The 21,182-nt window shown below is 67.9% G+C and carries 20 protein-coding genes; 16 read left to right on the top strand and 4 right to left on the bottom strand.

Going from position 1 to position 21,182, the window contains the following annotated elements; translation table 11 throughout:
• Positions 1–39: 39 nt before the first annotated feature.
• Positions 40–1,095 (bottom strand): dihydroorotase, encoded by a 1,056-nt coding sequence (gene pyrC / locus ABNQ40_RS21150; protein WP_109052157.1) that lies wholly within the window; start codon positions 1,093–1,095, stop codon positions 40–42.
• 182 nt (positions 1,096–1,277) lie between these two features.
• Positions 1,278–1,871, bottom strand: a complete 594-nt coding sequence (locus ABNQ40_RS21145; RefSeq protein ID WP_109052156.1) for a hypothetical protein — start codon at positions 1,869–1,871, stop codon at positions 1,278–1,280.
• Positions 1,872–2,076: 205 nt separating this feature from the next.
• Between ABNQ40_RS21145 and hisS the strand changes: the two genes are divergently transcribed.
• The 9 genes from hisS (at position 2,077) to ABNQ40_RS21100 (ending at position 14,768) form a co-directional block, all read left to right on the top strand.
• Positions 2,077–3,426: a histidine--tRNA ligase gene (gene hisS / locus ABNQ40_RS21140; RefSeq protein ID WP_109052155.1), complete on the top strand. Its 1,350-nt coding sequence runs from the start codon at positions 2,077–2,079 to the stop codon at positions 3,424–3,426.
• A gap of 95 nt (positions 3,427–3,521) precedes the next feature.
• Positions 3,522–6,566 (top strand): transglycosylase domain-containing protein, encoded by a 3,045-nt coding sequence (locus ABNQ40_RS21135; protein WP_391348790.1) that lies wholly within the window; start codon positions 3,522–3,524, stop codon positions 6,564–6,566.
• A gap of 184 nt (positions 6,567–6,750) precedes the next feature.
• Positions 6,751–8,772 (top strand): S8 family peptidase, encoded by a 2,022-nt coding sequence (locus ABNQ40_RS21130; RefSeq protein ID WP_109052153.1) that lies wholly within the window; start codon positions 6,751–6,753, stop codon positions 8,770–8,772.
• A 132-nt stretch (positions 8,773–8,904) separates the two neighbouring features.
• A complete protein-coding gene (locus tag ABNQ40_RS21125; protein WP_146255533.1) occupies positions 8,905–9,165 on the top strand; it encodes a hypothetical protein in 261 nt (86 codons plus the stop codon).
• A gap of 210 nt (positions 9,166–9,375) precedes the next feature.
• Positions 9,376–9,972: a 50S ribosomal protein L25/general stress protein Ctc gene (locus tag ABNQ40_RS21120; RefSeq protein ID WP_109052151.1), complete on the top strand. Its 597-nt coding sequence runs from the start codon at positions 9,376–9,378 to the stop codon at positions 9,970–9,972.
• A gap of 95 nt (positions 9,973–10,067) precedes the next feature.
• Positions 10,068–10,640, top strand: coding sequence for an aminoacyl-tRNA hydrolase (pth, locus tag ABNQ40_RS21115; protein WP_109052150.1), 573 nt, complete (start codon positions 10,068–10,070; stop codon positions 10,638–10,640).
• A gap of 114 nt (positions 10,641–10,754) precedes the next feature.
• On the top strand, positions 10,755–11,855 hold the full coding sequence (ychF, locus tag ABNQ40_RS21110) for a redox-regulated ATPase YchF (RefSeq protein ID WP_109052149.1): 1,101 nt from the start codon (positions 10,755–10,757) through the stop codon (positions 11,853–11,855).
• 148 nt (positions 11,856–12,003) lie between these two features.
• Positions 12,004–13,674, top strand: coding sequence for a Na/Pi cotransporter family protein (locus ABNQ40_RS21105; protein ID WP_109052148.1), 1,671 nt, complete (start codon positions 12,004–12,006; stop codon positions 13,672–13,674).
• A 182-nt stretch (positions 13,675–13,856) separates the two neighbouring features.
• A complete protein-coding gene (locus ABNQ40_RS21100; RefSeq protein ID WP_109052147.1) occupies positions 13,857–14,768 on the top strand; it encodes an EAL domain-containing protein in 912 nt (303 codons plus the stop codon).
• Here ABNQ40_RS21100 and ABNQ40_RS21095 read toward each other — a convergent pair.
• Positions 14,722–15,189 (bottom strand): NUDIX hydrolase, encoded by a 468-nt coding sequence (locus ABNQ40_RS21095; protein WP_109052146.1) that lies wholly within the window; start codon positions 15,187–15,189, stop codon positions 14,722–14,724. The two genes, ABNQ40_RS21100 and ABNQ40_RS21095, sit on opposite strands and share 47 nt — an antisense overlap.
• A 122-nt stretch (positions 15,190–15,311) precedes the next feature.
• Here ABNQ40_RS21095 and ABNQ40_RS21090 point away from each other — a divergent pair, with 122 nt between their 5' ends.
• The 7 genes from ABNQ40_RS21090 (at position 15,312) to ABNQ40_RS21060 (ending at position 20,180) form a co-directional block, all read left to right on the top strand.
• Complete coding sequence (locus tag ABNQ40_RS21090) at positions 15,312–16,265, top strand: LysR family transcriptional regulator (protein WP_109052145.1); 954 nt, start codon at positions 15,312–15,314, stop codon at positions 16,263–16,265.
• A 122-nt stretch (positions 16,266–16,387) separates the two neighbouring features.
• A complete protein-coding gene (locus ABNQ40_RS21085; protein WP_109052144.1) occupies positions 16,388–17,638 on the top strand; it encodes an MFS transporter in 1,251 nt (416 codons plus the stop codon).
• Between the two features lie 11 nt (positions 17,639–17,649).
• Positions 17,650–18,057, top strand: a complete 408-nt coding sequence (locus ABNQ40_RS21080; RefSeq protein ID WP_109052143.1) for a hypothetical protein — start codon at positions 17,650–17,652, stop codon at positions 18,055–18,057.
• Between the two features lie 134 nt (positions 18,058–18,191).
• Entirely contained in the window at positions 18,192–18,584 is a 393-nt protein-coding gene (locus ABNQ40_RS21075) for an NADH:ubiquinone oxidoreductase subunit NDUFA12 (RefSeq protein ID WP_098739448.1), read from the top strand.
• 103 nt (positions 18,585–18,687) lie between these two features.
• Positions 18,688–19,209 carry an outer membrane lipid asymmetry maintenance protein MlaD gene (gene mlaD / locus ABNQ40_RS21070; RefSeq protein WP_391348783.1) on the top strand — a complete coding sequence of 174 codons (522 nt, stop codon included), beginning with the start codon at positions 18,688–18,690 and terminating at the stop codon, positions 19,207–19,209.
• A gap of 118 nt (positions 19,210–19,327) precedes the next feature.
• Entirely contained in the window at positions 19,328–19,594 is a 267-nt protein-coding gene (locus tag ABNQ40_RS21065) for a hypothetical protein (RefSeq protein ID WP_109052141.1), read from the top strand.
• Between the two features lie 166 nt (positions 19,595–19,760).
• The gene (locus ABNQ40_RS21060; protein WP_391348780.1) at positions 19,761–20,180 is read left to right on the top strand and encodes a DUF2155 domain-containing protein; all 420 of its coding nucleotides are present in this window, start codon (positions 19,761–19,763) and stop codon (positions 20,178–20,180) included.
• A gap of 61 nt (positions 20,181–20,241) precedes the next feature.
• Here ABNQ40_RS21060 and ABNQ40_RS21055 read toward each other — a convergent pair whose 3' ends face one another.
• Positions 20,242–20,904, bottom strand: coding sequence for an alpha/beta hydrolase (locus ABNQ40_RS21055; RefSeq protein ID WP_085089866.1), 663 nt, complete (start codon positions 20,902–20,904; stop codon positions 20,242–20,244).
• Positions 20,905–21,182: the final 278 nt, after the last annotated feature.

The raw sequence follows: 21,182 nt of genomic DNA, 5'->3' as shown, positions 1-21,182 counted from the left end.
TTGTCTGCGCCCTTTTCCGCGAAACCGGTCCGCAGACCGTCACACCGCGCCGGCGAAGCTCCAGCGCAGGGTCTCGCCGCTGCGGAAGGGCAGCACGGCATCGCCCTCGCTGACCAGGATCAGGTCGGGGGCGACCGACGGACGGCGCTCCAGCGCCACCCGCTCCTCGCTGACCGGGAGGTTGTAGAAGCGCGGGCCGTTCAGGCTGGCGAAGGCCTCCAGCCTGTCGAGCGCGCCGGCCTCGTCGAACGCCTCGGCATAGAGTTCCAGCGCGTTGGCGGCGGTGAAGCAGCCGGCGCAGCCGCAGGCGGCCTCCTTGGCGGTCACGGTGTGCGGGGCGGTGTCGGTGCCGAGGAAGAACGGCCCCTCGCCACTCGTCGCCGCCTCGACCAGAGCCACCCGGTGCGTCTCGCGCTTGGCGATCGGCAGGCAGTAGAGGTGCGGGCGGATGCCGCCCTGGAAGATGTGGCTGCGGTTGATCAGCAGATGATGCGCGGTGATGGTGGCGGCGATCCGGCCGCTGACGGCATGGGCCCGCACGAACTGGACGGCATCGGCCGTCGTCACATGCTCCAGCACGACGCGCAGGGTCGGGTGACGCTCCAGCAGCGGGGCCAGGATGGTGTCGATGAACACCGCCTCGCGGTCGAAGATGTCGACCGACTGGTCGGTCACCTCGCCATGGATCAGCAGCGGCATGCCGATTTCCGCCATGCGCTCCAGCACCGGGGCGATGCGGGCGATGTCGGTGACGCCATGGGCGCTGTTGGTGGTGGCGTTGGCGGGATAGAGCTTGGCGGCGGCGAAAACCCCGTCCTTGAAGCCCTGGGCCAGATCGCCGGCGTCGGTGCCGTCGGTCAGGTAGGCGGTCATCAGCGGGGTGAAGGCGACGCCGTCCGGCAGGGCCGCCAGGATGCGCTCGCGATAGGCCACGGCGTCGGCGGCCGTCGCCACCGGCGGCTTCAGGTTCGGCATGACGATGGCGCGGCCGAACTGGCGGGCGGTGAAGGGCAGAACCGCCTTCAGCATGGCACCGTCGCGCAGGTGGACATGCCAGTCGTCGGGACGGCGGATGACAAGACGGTCGTTCGGCATGGATCGGGTCCCGGCGCTGGTGTCGAGGGGCGGTGAGCTTGGACGACGTTCTATCGCCATCGCCGCGGCATCTCAACAGAGGCGGTCCCCCAAACTGGAAACGCAGACTGGAAGCATGAGGCGAAGCCGGCAGCCCCCCGCCGGCCGGCGTTGGCGGGGGGCTGGCCGTCTTGGCCCGGACCTTACTGGATGGTGGTCGAGGTCTTCAGGCCGAGGATGCCGTCGATCTTCGCGGCCTGCTCCGCGGTCACCGGCTTGCCGCCGATGCCGGCGAGCTGCTGCCGGGCTTCGGTCACCGCCTTGTCGCGGGCGGCGCTGTCCTTCAGCGCATGGGCGGCCAGCATCTGCTCGTGGTACTTGCCGAGCTGGACGGGCAGCTGGTCGGTCGGCTTGGCACCCAGTTCCTTGGCGACGGCGTCGGCCTGGGTCTTGGTCACTTCGGCCTTCGGGGTGGCCGCGACCTGCTCATGCTTGGTCTTGCCCGCCTCGGTCTTGCCGGCATCCGCCTTGGTGGCGTCGGCCTTCGGAGCCTCGGTCTTGGTGGCTTCGGTCTTGGTGGCCTCGCTCTTGGTGACAGCCTTCTGATCGGCCTTCTGGTCGAACTTCGGAGCCGTCGTGGTGGAGTCGGTCGTCGCGGCGGGGGCCGGCGTTGCCGGAGCGGCCGGCGCGACCGTTACCGCACCCGCGCTCAGCACGGGGGCCGTCGCCATCAGGGCGACGAACGCAAAGGTCGAAACGGACGAGCGGATACGCGACCCAAAGACGGTGCCGGACATTTGGTTTCTCCATTTCGGTGAGCGATCCTCGTTGCGGGATCGTGCTTAGATGAACGTGGCCCCGCTGCCGTTCATTCCACGCCCTTCCAAAAATTTTCGAGGAGCCTGAAAATTTTTCCGCCGCCTTTTTTGGCCGCAGGTGACGGGGCCGGCGAAAGGGGCTAGAAAACCCACGCTTTTCCTATCCAAGCGCGGACCTTCTCCGATGAGCCTGATCACGCCCCGCACCCCGCCCGGAACGATGGAGCTGCTGCCGCGCCAGCAGGTGGCCTTCCAGCGCATGCTGGACACCATCCGCCGCGGCTATGAGCGGTTCGGCTTCGTCCCCGTCGAAACCCCGGTATTCGAGACGGTCGACACGCTGCTGACCAAGTCGGGCGGCGAGACGGAGAAGCAGGTCTATTTCGTCCAGTCGACCGGCGCGATCCAGCAGGGCAACAAGCCGGAGCTGGCGCTGCGCTTCGACCTGACGGTGCCGCTCGCCCGCTATGTGGCGGAGCATGAGCGCGACCTCGCCTTCCCCTTCCGCCGCTACCAGATCCAGCGGGTCTACCGCGGCGAGCGGGCGCAGCGCGGGCGCTTCCGCGAATTCTACCAGTGCGACATCGACGTGATCGGCAAGGACAGCCTGTCCGCCCATTACGACGCTGAAATCCCGGCGGTCATCCACCATGTCTTCACCGAGCTGAACTTCGGCGGCTTCACCATCAACGTGAACAATCGCAAGATCCTGCTGGGCCTGCTCGACGGTCTGGGCGTCGCCGACGCCGACACCCGCGTCCTGGTGCTGCGCGAAATCGACAAGCTGGACAAGATCGGCCAGGACAAGGTGCGCGCGAGCCTGCTGGGCCTCGGCGTGACCGAGCATGCCGCCGACACCATCCTGTCGCTGATCGCCATGAAGGGCACCAACGCCGAAACGCTGGCCGCACTCGGCGCGCTCGACATCGAGACCGACCTCTTCCGCGAAGGCGTGGGCGAGCTGACCACCGTCATCGAGGGGCTGAAGGCCTTCCAGGTGCCGGAAGGGACGGTGCGCATCAACCTCGCCATCGCGCGCGGCCTCGATTACTACACCGGCACCGTCTACGAGACCTTCCTGAACGACCATCCCGGCATCGGCTCGGTCTGCTCCGGCGGTCGCTACGAGAATCTCGCCAGCCACTACACCAAGTCGAAGCTGCCGGGCGTCGGCATCTCCATCGGCGCCACCCGCCTGTTCTACCAGTTGATGGAGGCCGGCATCATCAAGGACGCCACCCCCACCGCCCAAGTGCTGGTGACACAGATGGACCCGGCCCTGTCCGCCGATTATTTCCGCATGGCCAGCGAGTTGCGCGCCGCCGGCATCAACACCGAAATCCAGCTGGACGGCGGCAAGATCGCCAAGCAAATGAAGTATGCCGACCGCGCCGGCATCCCCGTCGTCCTGCTGATGGGCTCCGACGAGAAGACCCGCGGCACCGCGACCCTGAAGCATCTGGTCAAGGGCGAGCAGGTCGAGGTCCCGCTGACGGAGCTGGCCGCCCGCGCGAAGACGCTGCTGGAGGGGTAAGAGGCACCCCCTTAAACCCCCGTTAACCATAATTCGCCTATCGTTCCGACCTACACCGGCCGGGTGGGTCGGGCGACAGGGGGTGCGCATCCGATATGGCCAAGCGGTGGATGCAGGTTGGACGCTGGGCTCGGTGGGCGGCGGTCGCGGCAACGCTGGCGACCACCGTGGCCGCTGCCGGCTATGCCGGCTGGCAGGAGATGCAGACCTCGCGCCTCCAGGCCCGGCTGCTCTCCGGCGTCGCCCAGTCGATGACCGTCAGCTTGCGCGAAGGCCCCAATCCCCAGGCACGCCATCCCAAGCATGGGCCGTACAACGAGCGGCTGGGATACACCGCCCTGCCCGGCCAGCTCGACGCGCTGACCCATGACGTCTACGCAATCGAGCGGCAGGCGGTGCTGTCACCGGCGCTCGACCGCTTCATGGCCGGCGGCGGCTTTCCGATCTACCGCGAGAAGACGCAGGCCGGGCTGACCCTGCTCGACCGCAACGGCGCGGTCATGTATTCGGCGCGCTATCCAGAACGGGTGTTCGACAGTTTCGACGATGTGCCGAAGCTGGTCGCCGACACGCTGCTGTTCATCGAGAACCGCGAACTTCTGGACGAGGACCAGCCGCGCCGCAACCCGGCGGTGGAATGGGACCGCTTCGGCGCCGCCGTCGCCATGCTGCCGCTCCAGATGATCAGGCCGGGCCAGCGCTCTCCCGGCGGCTCGACGCTCGCCACCCAGATCGAGAAATACCGCCATTCTCCCGACGGCCAGACCGTCGGCAGCGTGGAGAAGCTGCGCCAGATGACCTCGGCCAGCGTCCGCGCCTACAGCGACGGCGAGGACACGACCCAGGCCCGCCGCCGCATCCTGGTCGATTACCTGAACTCCACCCCGCTGACCGCACGCTCGGGATTCGGCGAGGTGAACGGGCTGGGCGACGGGCTGTGGGCCTGGTTCGGCACCGACCTCACCATTGCCAAGCGCGTCCTCAGCGACCCCGCAGGCGACCCGCGCACCCTGAAGCTGAAGGCGCTGGCCTACAAGCAGGTGCTGGCTCTGCTGCTGGCCCAGCGGCGGCCCTCCCATTACCTGATCCAGGACCGCGCCGCTCTCGACCGGCTGGCCGACGCCCATCTGCGCGCCCTGGCCCAGGCCGGAACGATCGATCCCGCCCTGCGCGACACGGCACTCGCCACCCCGCTGGTCTTCCGCGAGGAGGCGCCGGCCAGCCCCGCCACCTCCTATGTCGAGCAGAAGGCGACCAACGCCATCCGCGCCCGGCTGCTCGGCATGCTCGGCGTCTCCAACCTCTACGCGCTCGACCGGCTCGACCTGACCGCGCAGTCCACCCTGGACGCCGAAACCCAGGCCCGCGTGGTGGAGGTGCTGGGCAGGCTGAACGAGCCCGACTATGCCCGCTCGCTGGGACTGACCGGCGAACGGCTGCTCGACGCCCGCAACAACGACCTGTCGAAGCTGGTCTATTCGATCACCCTCTACGAGCGCGGCCCCGAGGCCAATTACCTGCGCGTCCAGGCCGACAACCTCGACCAGCCGCTGGACATCAACGACGGCGCGAAGCTGGACCTCGGCTCCACCGCCAAGCTGCGCACGCTGACCACATATCTGCAGATCGTGGCGGAACTGCACAGCCGCTACGCCCATCTGCCGAAGGAGTTGCTGGGCGATGTGGAGGACGAGGCGTCGGACAACCTGACGCGCTGGGCGACCTCCTGGCTGGCTTCGGCACCCGACCGCCGGCTGCCGGTCATGCTCGATGCGGCGATGGAGCGGCGCTATTCCGCCAGCCCCGGCGAAGTGTTCTTCACCGGCGGCGGCCAGCACAGCTTCGTCAACTTCAACAAGGACGACAACGGCCGCATCCTGACCGTGCAGGAGGCGTTGCGGAACAGCGTCAATCTGCCCTTCATCCGGCTGATGCGCGATGTCGTCCAGTTCTACATGGACGAGGGGGCGGACGACGGCGCCGACATCCTGCGCACCCCCGACCATCCCGCCCGCCAGGCCTATCTCGCCCGCTTCGCCGACCGCGAGGGCACGGACTTCCTCAACCGCTTCTACAACGACTACCGCAAGCGCACCCCGGACGAGGCGTTGGCCCGGCTGGCGACCCGCTCGCGTCCGGTGCCGCACCGGCTGGCGGTGATCTTCCGCACCGTGCGGCCCAAGGCCGGGCTGGCAGAGTTCTCCAGCTTCCTGCGCGGCCGGCTGCCGGGAAAGGCGCTGTCCGACACCGAGCTGTCGGCGCTCTATTCCAAATACGGGCCGGACCGCTTCCCGCTGAACGATCTGGGATATCTCGCCCGCGTCCATCCGCTGGAGCTGTGGCTGGTCGCCTATCTCCAGCAGCATCCCGACGCCAAGCGGGCCGAGGTTCTGGCCGCCAGCGCCGACGAACGCCAGGAGAGCTATCGCTGGCTGTTCAAGAAGGGCATGGCCGCCCAGAACACCCGCATCCGCATCGGGTTGGAGGAGGAGGCGTTCCAGCGCATCACCACCCAATGGCGCAGCGTCGGCTATCCGTTCGAAACGCTGGTGCCGTCGCTGGCGACCGCCATCGGCAGCTCGGCCGACCGCCCGGCGGCGCTGGCGGAACTGATGGGGCTGATCCTGAACGACGGGGTGCGCCAGCCGACGGTGAAGATCCGCTCGCTGCACTTCGCCGCCGGCACGCCCTACGAGGCGAAGCTGGGCCTCGGCCCCTTGCAGGGCGAGCGCGTTCTGCGGCCGGAGGTCTGCGCCACCCTGCGCCGCACCCTGATGGATGTGGCGCAGAACGGCACCGCCAAGCGCGTCTGGGGCTCCTTCAAGGACCCCACCGGCGCGCCGATCCCGATGGGCGGCAAGACCGGCACCGGCGACCACCGGCTCGACCGCTGGGGGCCGGGCGGCGTGCTGCTCGAATCGAAGGCGGTCAACCGCACCGCCACCTTCGTCTTCTACATCGGCGACCGCTTCTTCGGCACCATGACCGCCTTCGTCCATGGGCCGGAAGCCGACAATTACCGCTTCACCAGCGCCCTGCCCGCCCAGCTGCTGAAGAGCCTCGCCCCGGCGCTCCAGCCGCTGATCGACCAGGGCACCACCCGCACCGCCGACACCCGACAGACCCCGACGGGGCTGTGAGGGCGGGATCGTCCTGAACGGTTGCAATTCGAAAAGTATCTTCCGTAAAAGTATATACAGCCCGCAGACGACAGTCTTTCGCATGCATCGCGGCTGGACCTGCGCCTTCCCGTAGAGGTCCTTCCCGTCCGGCTGGCCGGAGTGCGGTCTGCGGTTCGGATCCCGCTTACGGAGGCCCCTGCCAATGGCGTCACGGTTACCGCTGCATGCCCACCATATGGGCCTGGCCCCGGTCGATTCTCCCGATCTTTCCGCCGCGCGGAGCCTTCCGGGCGGTACCGGCACCCCGATGGATCACCGGCTCCAGCTTCGCATCGTCAACCGCGACAGCCACGGCCGCAGCCATGCCCGCTCCGCATCGGGCAGCGTGGCCGCGGCGCCGGCAGCGTCCGAAGAGGTGCCGGTCATCGCCCGTGTCACCTCGCCGGACGACTGGGCGGCCCTGCCGGGCGTGAAATCCGCCAGCACCATCGGCAAAGCGGCCGACGGCTCGTGGATCGTCACCGGCCGCCTGCATGCCGATCAGCTCGAGGCGGTTCACGCCCATGCCGTGGTGCTCAGCCTGAAGGCGGCGCAGCCGACCCATTCCGCCCTGAACGCCACCATTTCCGAGATGGGGCTGGGCACGCTCGCGGTCCCGGGATTGCCCGAACCCGCGACACCGGGTCTGCTGCCGCCCTGGGTCCAGCATGCGCACCGGGATGGCGAGGGCGTCATCGTCGGCGTGGTCGATTTCGGCTGCGATTACGTGCACCGGAACTTCCGGCAGGCGGACGGGCGCACCCGCCTGCTGGCGGTGTGGGACCAGTCCGGCACGCCCAATTCGCCCTTCCCCTACGGCGCGCTCTACACGCCCGAGCAGATCGATGCGGCGCTCGCCACCGACGATCCTTACGACGCCCTCGGCTACGCCCCCGCCAAGGACAACCCCAGCAAGCCCCAGGAGAACGGCACCCACGGCACCCATGTCATGGACATCGCCGCGGGCAACGGGCTGGGGTCGAAGCAGCCGGGCGTGGCGCCGAAGGCGTCGCTGATCTTCGTCGACGCCAAGCTCCCCAACCCGGTCAACACGCCCGACCAGCTGAACCACACGCTGGGCAGCACCGTCCAGCTGCTGGAGGCGGTCAACTACGTCTTCAACGCCGCCGGCAACCGCCCTTGCGTGGTCAATCTCAGCCTGGGCACCAACGGCGGTCCGCATGACGGCACCTCCCTGGTGGAACAGGGGCTGGACGCCATGGTCAACGCGGCTCCCTACCGGGCCGTGGTGATCGCCGCCGGCAATTCCCAGCAGAGCGGAACCCACACCAGCGGCACCGTCCCGGCCGGCGGCGAGTGTTCCATCGGCTTGGGCATCCCCACGCTCAGCATCGCCGGCTACGAGACCACGTCTGCCGGCGGCGAGGTGGAGCTGTGGTATCCCGGCCGGCGGCGCCTGTCGGTGACGCTGGTCGCCCCCGACGGCACCGAGATCGGCACGGTCGATCCGAACGGCTCGCTGCCCTACGGCGTTCCGGGCAAACCGCCGGCGGTGTTCATCGTCAACCGGCTGGACGACCCCAACAACCACGACAATGTGATCGGCATCTGGATCGCCATGGGGGCGCCGAAGGGGGAATGGACCATCCGGCTCCGGGCGCTGGACGACGGCCCCGTCGACTATCATGCCTGGATCGAGCGGCTGGACGCCGGTCAGGCGCAGTTCCTCCAGCCGGTCGCCTCCCATATGCTGGGCTCGATCTCCACCGGCCATTCGACGATCATTGTCGGCTCCCACGATGCCCATTCCGACGGCACGCCGATCTCCTTCTTCTCCAGCGCCGGCCCGACCCGCGACGGGCGGCGGAAGCCGGACCTCTCCGCCCCCGGACACCGCGTCAAGGCGGCGTGGTCGCGGACGGTGACCGGCGTGGTCGAGAAGTACGGAACCAGCATGGCCGCCCCGGCGGTGACCGGACTGATCGCGCTGATCTATGCCCGGTCGATCCGCAAGGGCCTGCCGATGGACAATGCGGCGCTGCGCGAGCGCCTGATCCGCATGGTCCGCCGCGATCCGCCCGACGGAGCGGACTGGGATCCGCAGCACGGTCACGGACGGGCGTCGGCCGCGGCCATCCTGGAGGAGTTGGACTACGACTCCGCCCGCAACCCGGACTTCGACGAATGGCATGCCGCCCAGGGCGGGGGCCAGGCCAAGGTCTGAACCGTCAAAATGTGACGATGGGCCGCCATCGCCGCGTGCTTGCCTTGACGGGGGGTGGGGCTCATCATCGCCCGGACGCGGAGGGCAGATTTTTCCCCGTCGCCCTTCGCCCCTTCCCTATGGATGGCCGGCATGCCGATTGACCTCGCCTCGCTCAGGAAGCTGGAAAGCCCCTCCCCGTCGATGCTGGCCCAGCCGCTGGACGATGCCCAGCGTGTCGCCGTGATCGTCCGCCTGCATGCGGGCACCGCCGCACCCGACTGCCTGTCCTGCGGCAGGCCGATCGCGCCGGGCATCGTCACCGCCGAAATCGCCGCGGCCGACCTTGCCGGGCTGGAGGCCGATCCGGCCGTACGCTCCATCGCCCTGTCGCGCCCGCTCCAGTCTTCTTGACGATAATTTCACCCGCTCCGCCCCGCCGTGGCAGACTGGCGGCGACGGATGGGAAGGGTGTGGGGATGGAACAGTGAACAGCCGGCGGCGCGATGTTTCAAATGTTCCATTCCGAGCGGACCTTGACGTGCCTCGCCATTTGCCGTATGCACGCCGCGCACGCGTCGGCACCCCTGGAGGCCGGCGCCCTTTTCGTTTTGGAGCATCGTCATGACCAAGATCATTCCGCTCGGCGCTGAGACGCGCGAACGGGCCGGCAAGGGGACCGCCCGCCAGACCCGCCGTGACGGCCGTATTCCGGCCGTCATCTACGGTGGTAAGCAGGCTCCTGTCACCATCTCGCTCGAGAAGTTCGAGTTCACCCGCGTCCTGCATCAGCCGGGCTTCTTCACGCACCTGTTCGACGTCACCGTCGACGGCTCTGCCCACCGCGTCCTGCCGCGCGACGTGCAGTTCCACCCGGTGACCGACGTCCCGCTGCATGTCGACTTCCTGCGCGTTTCGTCCGACACCCGCATCAACGTGCAGGTTCCGGTCGAGTTCGCCGACCAGGACAAGTCGGCCGGCCTGAAGCGCGGTGGTGTGCTGAACATCGTCCGTCACGAGCTGGAGCTGAGCTGCCCGGCCGACAGCATCCCCGAGCACATCACCATCTCGTGCGAAGGCTTCGACGTTGGCGACTCGATCCACATCTCCGCGGTCAAGCTGCCGGAGGGTGTGACCTCGACGATCACCGACCGCGATTTCACCATCGCGACCATCGTTGCGCCGTCGGGCCTCAAGTCGGAAGAGGGCGCCGCTGCCTGATCGGGAGCGTCCGTTCTTCGAAGATGGTTACGGTGGGGGGCTTCGGCCCCCCGCTTCGTTTGTGGAGCCTGGGTTCCGAATAAAGGGTGAGGGACATGCTGCTTCTGGTCGGATTGGGCAACCCCGGCAACGAGTATGCCCGCAACCGCCACAACATCGGCTTCATGGCGGTGGAGACCATCGCCCAGCGCCACCGCTTCACCCCGTGGAAGAAGCGGTTCCAGGGCCAGACCGCCGAGGGCACCGTCGCCGGCGACAAGGTGCTGGCGCTGGAGCCCGCCACCTTCATGAACCTGTCCGGCCAGTCGGTGGTGGCCGCCCTCCAGTTCTACAAGCTGAAGCCCGAGAACGTCGTCGTCATCCATGACGAGCTGGACCTGCCCCCCGGCAAGATCCGGGTGAAGAAGGGCGGCGGCCATGGCGGCCACAACGGCCTGCGCTCCATCGACGCGCATATCGGCAAGGACTACTGGCGCGTCCGGCTCGGCATCGGCCATCCCGGCAACAAGGATCTGGTCAGCGGCTATGTGCTGCACGACTTCGCCAAGGCCGACCAGAGCTGGATCGACCCGCTGCTCGACGCCGTCTCCGACAATCTGCCACTGATCGTGGACGGCCAGCCGGAGCTGTTCATGAACAAGGTGACGGTGGCGACGCAGGGCAGATAGGCCCCAGCCGGGCCTTGCCGGTTCCGGCATTCCCCCACTTCGCGTTTGCGCTTTGGTCCCCATCGTAGGATAAAGCGCGTCAATTCCAGCATTTCCGACGGCGAGCACCCACCCATGGGCTTCAATTGCGGCATCGTCGGCCTGCCGAACGTCGGCAAGTCGACCCTTTTCAACGCCCTGACCGCCACCCAGGCGGCCGAGGCGGCGAATTTCCCCTTCTGCACCAAGGAGCCGAACGTCGGCCGCGTCAGCGTCCCCGACCCGCGGCAGGACAAGCTGGCCGAGATCGCCAAATCGCAGAAGGTCGTCCCGACCCAGTTGGAGTTCGTGGACATCGCCGGCCTGATCCGCGGCGCGTCGAAGGGTGAAGGGCTGGGCAACCAGTTCCTCGCCAACATCCGCGAGGTGGACGCCATCGTCCATGTGCTGCGCTGCTTCGAGGACGACGACATCACCCATGTCGAGGGCAATGTCGATCCGCTGCGCGATGCCGAGGTGGTCGAGACCGAGCTGATGCTCGCCGACATGGAAAGCCTTGAGCGCCAGCTGACCAGCCTGCAGAAGAAGGCCAAGGGCGGCGACAAGGACAGCAAGATCAAGGCCGACCTGATGGAGCGCGCCCTGAAGGTGCTGCAGGACGGCAAGCCCGCCCGCGTGGTCGAGGTGTCCGAGGAAGAGAAGCCGGTGTTCAAGCAGTTCATGCTGCTGACGTCCAAGCCGGTGCTCTATGTCTGCAACGTGGAAGAGGCGTCCGCCGCCACCGGCAACAGCTTCTCGGCCAAGGTCGCCGAGAAGGCCAAGGCCGAAAATGCCGAGGTCGTCGTCATCTCCGCCGCCATCGAGTCCGAGGTCGCCCAGCTGTCCGATCCCGCCGAGAAGGCGGAGTTCCTTGAGTCGATGGGGCTGGAGGAAACCGGCCTGAACAAGCTGATCCGCGCCGGCTTCAAGCTCCTGGACCTGATCACCTTCTTCACCGTCGGTCCGAAGGAGACGCGGGCCTGGACCGTGCGCCGCCACGCCAAGGCCCCGGAAGCCGCCGGCGTCATCCACACCGATTTCGAACGCGGCTTCATCCGCGCCGAAACCATCGACTACACCAGCTACGTCACCCTCGGTGGCGAGCAGGGAGCGAAGGACGCCGGCAAGATGCGCCAGGAAGGCAAGGAATATGTCGTCCAGGACGGCGACATCTTCCACTTCCGCTTCAACGTCTGACGCATGCCGACCCGGGGGACGGAGGCTTCATGGCCCCCTTCCCCCTACGCTGTCACCCAACTGTCATATTGTCGTAACAATCCGCGCACCCTACCCTTCAGTTAGGGGTGCCGCCTGACCGCATCCCCGATCCGACAGAGGGGGTGCGATGCAGGCGACACGGGTGCTGCTGGAACTCGCCGGAAATGTCGTGCTGCTCCTGTGGGGGCTGCACATGGTGCAGAGCGGGCTGACCCGCGCGCTGGGCGGCGACCTGCGCCGCATCCTCGGGGCCGGTCTGCGCAACCGCTGGACCGCCTTCCTGTCCGGCATGGGCATCACCATGCTGCTGCAAAGCAGCACCGCCACCGGCCTGATGGCGACCGGCTTCACCGCCACCGGGCTGGTGTCGCTGATGCCGGCGCTGGCGGTGATGCTGGGGGCCAATGTCGGCTCCACCCTGATCGTCCAGATTCTCGCCTTCGACGTCGCCCATGTGGCGCCGGTCCTGCTGCTCGGCGGCTTCATCGCCTTCCGCCGCGGGGCGCGGACGCGCAGCCGTGACCTGGGCCGGGTCGCCATCGGGCTCGGCCTGATGCTGCTGTCGCTGCACCTTCTGCTGGCGACCATCGCCCCGGCGGAGAATGCGCCGATGCTGCGGCGGATGCTGGCGATGCTGACCGCCGATCCGGTGGTGGCGGTGATGCTGGCGGCACTGCTGTCCTGGGCCGCCCATTCCAGCGTCGCCGCCATCCTGCTGATCGCCTCGCTGGCCGGCGGCGGGGTGATCGGTCCGGAAGCCGCAATCGCCATGGTGGCCGGCGCCAATCTGGGAAGCGCCGTCAATCCGGTGATCGAGGGGCCGGGCGGCGACGGCCGCAACCCGGCGGCCCGGCGGCTGCCGGTCGGCAACCTGATCAACCGCCTTGTCGGCTGCCTCATCGTCGTGCCGCTGCTGGGGCCGATCACCGCCGGCCTGCAGGCGGTGTCGCCGGACGCCACGCGGCTCGCCGCCAACTTCCACCTCGCCTTCAATCTGGCGATGGCCGGGCTGTTCATCGGCCCGCTGCCCTGGTTCGCGAGGATCCTGACCCGGATTCTCCCGGAGCGGGTGGCGGTCGCCGACCCGGCGATGCCGCTCTATCTCGACCGCAGCGCGCTGCGCATCCCCCACCTCGCCATCGCCAATGCCTCGCGCGAGGCGCTGCGCATGGCCGACACGGTGGATGGCATGCTGCGTGGGGCCTTGGACGTGATCCAGACCGACGACCGCAAGCGGGTTCAGGAAATCCGCCGGATGGACGATGTGCTGGACCGGCTGCACGAGGCTATCAAAGGCTACCTCACCCAGATCAATGTCGAGGATCTGGACGAAAGCGACGCCAGCCGGATGTCGGACGTGCTGACCTTCACCATCAACCTCGAGCATGTCGGCGACATCGTCGACTGCAATCTGATGGAGACGGCCTCGAAGAAAATCCGCCGCAAGCTGCGCTTCTCCACCGAGGGGGCCGGCGAGATCGCCGGCATGCTGGAACGGCTGAGCGAAACCCAGCGGCTGGCCGCCGCCGTCTTCGTGTCGCGCGACGTCCGCTCCGCCCGCGCTCTGATCCATGAAAAGGAGGTAATCCGCGATCTGGAGACCAGCGCCACCGAGGCGCATTTCGCCCGCCTGCGCGCCGGCCGCAAGGAAAGCGTGGAGACCAGCGCGCTCCACCTCGACATCCTGCGCGACCTGCGCCGGATCAACGCCCATCTGGTTGCCGCCGCCTATCCAGTGCTCGATCAATCGGGTGAGCTGCTGCCCAGTCGCCTCAAAAGGGGAGCAGCCCGGGCGTAAGTGTTCACGTCCCATAGAATAGCTGCGCCGCCTGAGCTTCGACCTTTTCTTGTCACCAGCGCAGCAACGTTAACACTTTCGTAACCATATAAAATTCGTCAAGCTCTTTCGCGACATAGTTAACAAACCCCTCCTGTGGTTGTTATGGCAGCGAACCCCAAGGGGTTTTGAAGAGCCAAGGAATGGTTGTCGAGAGGGAGCGGACGGTGGCGAACACGCACGCGACGTCGAACGGACCCGCGAACGGACCCGGCACACAGGGGATATCCGACGCCGGATTCGCCGCGCGGGTGCGCGACGCCATCGACCGGCAGGAACTGTCCCTGGTCTTCCAGCCCCAGGCCGATGTCGTCACCAACCGCCTGACCGGGTTCGAGGCGCTGTCGCGCTGGCGCCTGTCCGACGGCACCATGCTGCCCCCCGATGTCTTCGTGCCGATGGCCGAGCAGGGGGAGGCGATCCACCTGCTCGGCGAATGGACCCTGCGGACGGCCTGTGTCGCGGCGACCGGCTGGCTGCGCGCCGGCTATCCCGACATTCCGGTGTCGGTCAACCTGTCGGCGCGGCAGCTCGACGATCCGGGACTGGTGCTCAAGGTGCTGGGCATCCTGGCGGAGACCGGCCTGCCCGCCGCCAACCTGAAGCTGGAGCTGACCGAAACCAGCATGTTCAGCCAGACCGCCGAGGCGCGCGAGGCGCTGCTGCGGTTGCGGGGCGCCGGGATCAGACTGGTGCTGGACGATTTCGGCACCGGCTGGTCTTCGCTGGCGACCCTGCGCCGGGTGCCGGTGGAGGCGCTGAAGATCGACAAGCAGTTCGTCCAGGCGATGGTGGAGGACCGTGACGCCGCCGCCATCGTCCAGGCGGTGGTGGCGCTGGCCCACGCGCTGGAATTGGGCGTGGTGGCTGAGGGGGTGGAGACGCCGGAGCAGCGGCTCTACCTGCAAGCCTACCGCTGCGATGTTTTGCAGGGCTATTGGCTGTCGCGCCCGCTGACCGCCGACGGGGTGGATGATTTCCTGGCCGAGCGCAGCGCGATCCTGCCGCCTATCGGGTCGGGGGGCTCTGCCGCTGGGCAGCAGACATCAGGATGACCCGGCGGGTTTCGTCCCACTCCGTCAGTTCGCCGGCCTCATCGGCGGTCGCCCAGCAGGCCTCCAGCGCATCGTCGGCGCAGAGCGGCTCGCCCTCCGCACTCTCCGCCGCCACCTCGACGAGTGTGTAATGGTAGTGGACGCGCCCCTCGGCATCGGGGGTGATGGCGTCCACCACGGTGACGATCCCGGTCGGCACCACCTCCAGCCCGGTCTCCTCCCGCACCTCGCGCACCGCGGTCTCGAACACCGTCTCACCGACCGACTGGGCTCCGCCCGGCAGGCTCCATTGCCCCATCCGCGGCGCCTTGCCCCGCCGGATCAGCAACACCTTGTCGCCGCGCCAGACGACGGCCCCGACGCCGACCCAGGGGCGGTCGGGATATTCGCGGCTGGAACGGTCGGGCAGAGTGGCGGACATGAACGGCTCCCTATCGATGTCTTGACCCGAAGGGTAGCGCGGTCCGACACTGGTACACCAGTCGCGAAGACGCAGTGCCGCGTCCTGCCGGTGTACACCCCACCCGACCGTATGGCCGCCCCATGAAGCTCAACGAGATCCGCACCTTCATCGCCGTTGCCGATGCGCAGTCGGTGCAGGAGGCCGGCAATCGGCTGGGGCTGACGCAGTCCGCCGTGTCGCGGCTGATCCAGCGGCTGGAGGCAGAGCTTGGCGTCGTGCTGTTCGACCGGCAGACCAAGCCGCTGGCCTTGACCCGCGACGGCGAACTGGCGCTGGCCCATGCAAGGCGCATCCTGGCGGCGGCCAGCGACTTCGCCGACGCTTTCGCCGGGTCGGCCGAACCGCGCGGGCTGCTGCGGCTCGGCATGGCCCATGTGCTGACCGCTCTGGCCACCGGACGGCCGCTGGACGAACTGCGTGCTGGCTTCCCCGGCCTGACACTGCGGCTGCATTCGGATTGGAGCAACCCGCTGATCGAGCAGGTCCGCGCCGGTACGCTGGACGGCGCGGTGATCCTGCTGTGCGAGGAGCAGATGCCTCCCGACGACCTGCCGGTCCGCCGGATCGGCACCGAACCGGTCAACATCATCGCCTCTCCCGACGACGCATCCAGCGATCTCGCCGCCATGAACCGGCGCGGCTGGGTGCTGCAACCGAACGGCTGCCGCTATCGCGAGGCGTTGCAGCAGGCGTTGGCGCCGCTCGGCTTGCAGCCCAACGTAACGGTGGAGGCCTACGACCAGAGCCTGCTGGTATCATTGGTGACCCGCGGCGTCGGCTTCGGCCTGGCACCGATGGGGCTGATCGCGCCGATCCCCGATGCGGCGGCGGTGCGCCCGCTCGACCTTCCCAATTTCCGGATGTCGGTGACGATCTGGCTGATCCAGTCGCGGACGGCCGGACGCATCGCCCCGGTCTTCGACCGGCTGGAAGAGGCGCTTCGGCGCGAACTGGCGGCTGGACGCCTGCCCGAGTGCACAGCAGCCAAGCATGCGATGGACGAACATCCCTTCCTGCATTCCGCTGCGGAATGACCTGATTGCCGATTATGAATTTGCCGAACTGTTGAGGCCCGCCTATCGTCGCAGGCAGAGCAGTTCCATAACACCGGCGCGCAGCGACACCCCGCAGCGGCGCCCGGATCCGGGAGGATGCCTTGACCACCGTTACCCCTGCACCGGCGCCCTCCTGGAGGACGCCCGCACTCGTCGTCGTCTGCGGCTGCCTGATCTCGATGCTGGCCTTCGGACCGCGGTCCAGTATGGGCCTGTTCATCGGCCCGCTTTCGGAAACCCGCGGTTGGGGCCGCGACGTCTTCGCGCTGGCGATGGCGATCCAGAACATCCTGTGGGGCGCCGGCGGCCCCTTCGCCGGGGCGCTGACCGACCGCTACGGTCCGGCCCCTGTGCTGGCCGGTGGCGGGATCCTCTATGCCGCCGGGCTGGCGCTGATGCCCTATGCCACCACCAGCGTCGAGCTGTACCTGACCGCCGGCGTGCTGATCGGACTCGGCCTGTCCGGCGCCTCCTTCGGCATCATCATCGCCGGCTTCACCCGGCTGCTGCCGCCGGAACAGCGCAGCTGGTCGGTCGGCATCGCCACCGCCGCCGGATCGATGGGCCAGTTCCTGTTCGCGCCGATGGGCCAGGCCTTCATCGCCGGCTTCGGCTGGCAGACCGCCCTGTTGCTGCTGGCAGCCTCGATGATCGCGGTGCCGCTGCTGGCCGGCGTCTTCCCCGGCCCGAAGGGCATGACGGCGAGCGGCACCCCGGCGGTGACCGGCGCCAACATCGGCTACATCGCCGCGGTGCGTCAGGCCTTCCAGCACCGCAGCTATGTGCTGCTGGTCGCCGGTTTCTTCGTCTGCGGCTTCCAGCTGGCCTTCATCACCACCCACCTGCCGCCCTACCTGACCGCCGCCGGCATCAGCCCGACGCTGGCCGCCTGGGCGCTGGCGCTGATCGGCCTGTTCAACGTCGTCGGTTCCTATGCCTCCGGCATCCTGGCGGGCAAGGTCAGCAAGCGCTACCTGCTGTGCGCCAACTATTTCTCGCGCGGCATCGCGACGGCGGTCTTCATCCTGCTGCCGATCTCGTCGGTCACGGTCATCGCCTATGCCGCGGTGATGGGCCTGCTGTGGCTGTCCACCGTACCGCCGACCTCCGGCCTCGTCGCGTTGATGTTCGGCACCCGCTACATGGGCACCCTCTACGGCTTCGCCTTCTTCAGCCATCAGGTCGGCGGCTTCCTGGGCGTCTGGCTCGGCGGCGTGCTGTATGAGCGGACGGGGTCCTACGACGTGGTCTGGTGGCTGGGCGTGGCGCTGGCCATGTTCGCGACCATCGTCCACTGGCCGATCGCCGAGAAGCCCGCCCCGTCGCTGGCGGCGGCCGAGGCAAAGGCGTAAGATATACACCCATGAGCGACAGCCCCGCCCCCTCCTCAGCAGCATTACCCATTGGCCACGGCCTTGCCGCGGCGCTGCTGGGCGGCATCCTGCTGGTCTGGGCCGGGCTGATGGGGCTGTCGCTGCAACGCGCCGCGCTGCCCGACACGACCGACGGCATGATGCTGGCGGTCTTCTCGCCCGGCACCAGCGATGCCGAGGCGATGGCGGCGATGGTGCGGGCCGGGGGCGAGCCGGTGCGGTCCACCTGGCTCGGATTCGCCTGGGTCGCCCGCGGGGTGGAACCCGGATTCGTCGGCCGGCTGAAGGCGGAGGGCGCGCTGGCGGCCTTCGGCGAGCTTCCGGTCGGCCCGACGCTGGGCGGCTGCACCGCCACCCCGGTCGATACGGCCAAGATCGCCGCGACCCGCCTGCAATAGCTCCCCTCTTTCCACCCTGTGGGCAGCTTGGGCCTCACCAACGGTGGACGCGCGTGCCTTGCGGTGTCATAGTGCGGCCCGCATTCGACCAGCCCCGTTTCCGCGGGGCCAGACTCCGGAATTCGTGAGCGACGATGAGCGAGCCGATCTCCCTGTTCACCAAACTGGCGAACATTCACATCCGTTACGTCACGTGGCGTCGGGGCGCCAAGGTCGGCAGCGACCGCTTCGGCAACGTCTATTACCGCAACAAGGACACCAAGCCCGGCACGCGCGAGCGCCGCTGGGTCCTGTATGCCGGTGAGCCCGACGCCTCCAAGATCCCGCCGGAATGGCACGGGTGGCTGCACCACACCACCAAGGAGCCGCTGCCCGAGGGGTCGAGCGCCTATCACAAGCCGTGGCAGAAGGAACATCTGCCCAACATGTCGGGCTCGGTCCAGGCCTACCGTCCGCCCGGCCATGTGCTGGCCGGCGGGCAGCGTGTGCCGGCCACCGGCGATTACGAGCCCTGGACTCCGAGCTGATCCACACCGGCACCGACCATCGGGTCGGAACGGAAAGCGGAGCGGAAAGCCCGGCCCCATGCGGGCCGGGTTTCGATTCGGGAATTCGCAGCAGGATAGCTCTATGCGCCGGAATGTGATTGAAACCGTGCTTGGCGGCGTCGTGCTCGCCGTGGCCGCCGTGTTCCTTGCCTTCGCCTACAAAAGTGCGGACCTGCGCAAGGTGCAGGGCTATGACATCACCGCCAACTTCAACAGCATCACCGGCCTGCAGAGCGGCGCCGACGTGCGGATCAGCGGCGTGAAGGTCGGCACGGTCACCGGGCTGACGCTCGATCCCAGCACCTATCAGGCAGTGGTTCACCTGTCGGTCGACAATTCGGTGAAGCTGCCGAAGGACACCGCGGCGGTCATCGCCTCGGAAAGCCTGCTGGGCGGCAAGTTCCTGTCGCTGGAGCCGGGCGGCGATCCCGACGCCATCAAGCCGAACGGCAAGATCGAGTTCACCCAGAGCACGCCGGGCCTGGAACAGCTGCTGGGTCAGGTCATCTTCTCGCTGCAAAGCATGAGCAAGTCGGGCGATCAGGCCAGCGGCCAGCAGGGCCAGGCCCCCGGACAGGCTCCGGCCCAGCCGCCGAAGCTGTGATTTCCAACGAGCTGTGATGTCCAACCCAGGGCGTAGCCGGAACCGACGGCCGCGCTCAAGCGTTCCTTCTCCAGTCCGGATGGACCTTACAACCGGATCACGAAGCAGGAGGAACGCGATGCGTCTGTTCCATTTGGCCGCTCTCGGCCTGGCTCTGGCGACCGCCGCCTGCGGCGCCGACATGGAAGAGAAGTCGGCCACCGGCGGACTTGGCGGTGCCGCAGCCGGTGCCGTGGTCGGCGGACCGGTGGGTGCCGTGGTCGGAGCGGCTGCGGGGGCCGGCGCCGGTGCGGCGACCCAGAAGATCGAGGACCGCAACGCCACGCAGAGCGGGTCCGGTGCCACCTACAGTGCGCCGGCGTCGCGCAGCACCGTCACGCGCTGACCCGCAATTTCCGCACAACGCACCCCGGCAGCGTCGCCACTGGACCCCGCCACTAGACGGTGACCCCGCTTCCGGGATAGAAGGCGGAGCGCCCCGGCAGAGTTTTCCCGCTGACAGGCTGGGTCTTGCCATTGGGTGCCGTCCGCAATTACGGAAGCGATCCGACGTGACGAGACTTTCTAGTTATCTCCGGCCCAACCTTGTTCGGCCGGTCGCCCGCCTGCTGAGTGCCGCGGCGCTGCTGGCATCCGTGGCCGTTCAGGCCGCTCCGGTGCCGAGCCAGATGATCGAGCGGCCGGCGGCCAAGCTGCAATGGCTGGACAAGGTGACCGCCCGCACCTCCACCTTCACCATGAAGGTCGGGGAGACCAAGGCGATGAGCAGCCTGCGCATCACCCTGCGCGCCTGCCGCGAAAATCCGCCGATCGAGACGCCGGAATCCGCCGCCTTCCTGGAAGTAACGGAGATCAAGCCCGGCGAGCAGGCGGAACAGGTCTTCAGCGGCTGGATGTTCGCCTCCAGCCCCGCCCTGTCGGCGATGGAGAACCCGATCTACGACGTGTGGGTTCTGGGCTGCGAACAATGAGGAGGTGGGGAGGTCCGAGGGCCGCGGCCCCCCTCCCCCGCTCTCCGTTGCTTGACCCTGCTTACTCGGCCACCGCCGCGATGGGATTGCCCAGCGCCTTGTCCAGATAATCGTCCACCTGGGTCGCCAGATCGTCGGTGCGGTTGACGAAGAAGTGGCTGGCGCCGGGAACGACGCGGTGGTCGATCCGGATGTCCTTCTGGTGCGACAGCTTGGTCACCAGCTTGGTCACCGCGGCCTGGGGCACCACCTCGTCCTTGTCGCCATGGATGATCAGGCCCGAGGACGGGCACGGCGCCAGGAACGAGAAGTCGAACAGGTTGGCCGGCGGCGAGACCGACACGAAACCGTCGATCTCCGGGCGGCGCATCAGCAGCTGCATGCCGATCCAGGCGCCGAACGACACGCCGCCGATCCAGCAGAGCGGAGCGTTGGGGTTGTAGGTCTGCAACCAATCTAGCGCCGCCGCCGCATCGGCCAGCTCGCCCTCCCCCTTGTCGTAGGTGCCCTGGCTGCGCCCGACGCCGCGGAAGTTGAAGCGGAGCGCCGAATAGCCGCGCTTGGTAAACGATTGGAACAGGGTGAAAACCACCTTGTTGTTCATCGTCCCATTGTGCTGCGGGTGCGGGTGCAACAGCAGCGCGACCGGGGCGTTCGGCTGCTTGCCGTGGGTGTAACGGCCTTCCAGGCGACCGGCGGGACCGTTGAAGAGCACTTCAGGCATGGGAACGACGTTCCTGACGCGGACAAAGGGTTGTTGGAACCGCCGCGACGACCGGCCGGACTTTCATCCGGCAAACCGCCCCGGCGCACGGGCCGTCCGGCCCGTCACGGATTTTCCCGTCTTGGAGTGGGGTTTTCCGCACACAATTCTTGACCGTTTTGCTTGGTCATCATATATGCGTCGTAACGTCCTCCGGGACAACCCGCCTGACCCGCCCGATCGGCTCCAGCGCTAGCCGGACCCATCGATAAGTCCGGGTCCCTACCGGTCGGAGCCGT

The organism is Azospirillum sp. A23 (genome assembly GCF_042938965.1).
Classification (GTDB): Bacteria; Pseudomonadota; Alphaproteobacteria; order Azospirillales; family Azospirillaceae; genus Azospirillum; species Azospirillum melinis.
The sequence above is the reverse complement of the archived record's forward strand: the minus strand, read 5'-3'. Positions and strand labels throughout refer to the sequence as shown.

Bases quoted from the DNA above. Each gene is read 5' to 3' on its own strand.
- ABNQ40_RS21095 (WP_109052146.1), bottom strand. From the start codon at position 15,189: ATGTCCGCCACTCTGCCCGACCGTTCCAGCCGCGAATATCCCGACCGC.
- ABNQ40_RS21145 (WP_109052156.1), bottom strand. From the start codon at position 1,871: ATGTCCGGCACCGTCTTTGGGTCGCGTATCCGCTCGTCCGTTTCGACC.
- mlaD (WP_391348783.1), top strand. From the start codon at position 18,688: ATGCGCCGGAATGTGATTGAAACCGTGCTTGGCGGCGTCGTGCTCGCC.
- ABNQ40_RS21090 (WP_109052145.1), top strand. From the start codon at position 15,312: ATGAAGCTCAACGAGATCCGCACCTTCATCGCCGTTGCCGATGCGCAG.
- ABNQ40_RS21125 (WP_146255533.1), top strand. From the start codon at position 8,905: ATGCCGATTGACCTCGCCTCGCTCAGGAAGCTGGAAAGCCCCTCCCCG.
- ABNQ40_RS21105 (WP_109052148.1), top strand. From the start codon at position 12,004: ATGCAGGCGACACGGGTGCTGCTGGAACTCGCCGGAAATGTCGTGCTG.
- pth (WP_109052150.1), top strand. From the start codon at position 10,068: ATGCTGCTTCTGGTCGGATTGGGCAACCCCGGCAACGAGTATGCCCGC.
- ABNQ40_RS21135 (WP_391348790.1), top strand. From the start codon at position 3,522: ATGGCCAAGCGGTGGATGCAGGTTGGACGCTGGGCTCGGTGGGCGGCG.
- ABNQ40_RS21080 (WP_109052143.1), top strand. From the start codon at position 17,650: ATGAGCGACAGCCCCGCCCCCTCCTCAGCAGCATTACCCATTGGCCAC.
- pyrC (WP_109052157.1), bottom strand. From the start codon at position 1,095: ATGCCGAACGACCGTCTTGTCATCCGCCGTCCCGACGACTGGCATGTC.
- hisS (WP_109052155.1), top strand. From the start codon at position 2,077: ATGAGCCTGATCACGCCCCGCACCCCGCCCGGAACGATGGAGCTGCTG.
- ABNQ40_RS21100 (WP_109052147.1), top strand. From the start codon at position 13,857: ATGGTTGTCGAGAGGGAGCGGACGGTGGCGAACACGCACGCGACGTCG.
- ychF (WP_109052149.1), top strand. From the start codon at position 10,755: ATGGGCTTCAATTGCGGCATCGTCGGCCTGCCGAACGTCGGCAAGTCG.
- ABNQ40_RS21065 (WP_109052141.1), top strand. From the start codon at position 19,328: ATGCGTCTGTTCCATTTGGCCGCTCTCGGCCTGGCTCTGGCGACCGCC.
- ABNQ40_RS21055 (WP_085089866.1), bottom strand. From the start codon at position 20,904: ATGCCTGAAGTGCTCTTCAACGGTCCCGCCGGTCGCCTGGAAGGCCGT.
- ABNQ40_RS21130 (WP_109052153.1), top strand. From the start codon at position 6,751: ATGGCGTCACGGTTACCGCTGCATGCCCACCATATGGGCCTGGCCCCG.
- ABNQ40_RS21120 (WP_109052151.1), top strand. From the start codon at position 9,376: ATGACCAAGATCATTCCGCTCGGCGCTGAGACGCGCGAACGGGCCGGC.
- ABNQ40_RS21075 (WP_098739448.1), top strand. From the start codon at position 18,192: ATGAGCGAGCCGATCTCCCTGTTCACCAAACTGGCGAACATTCACATC.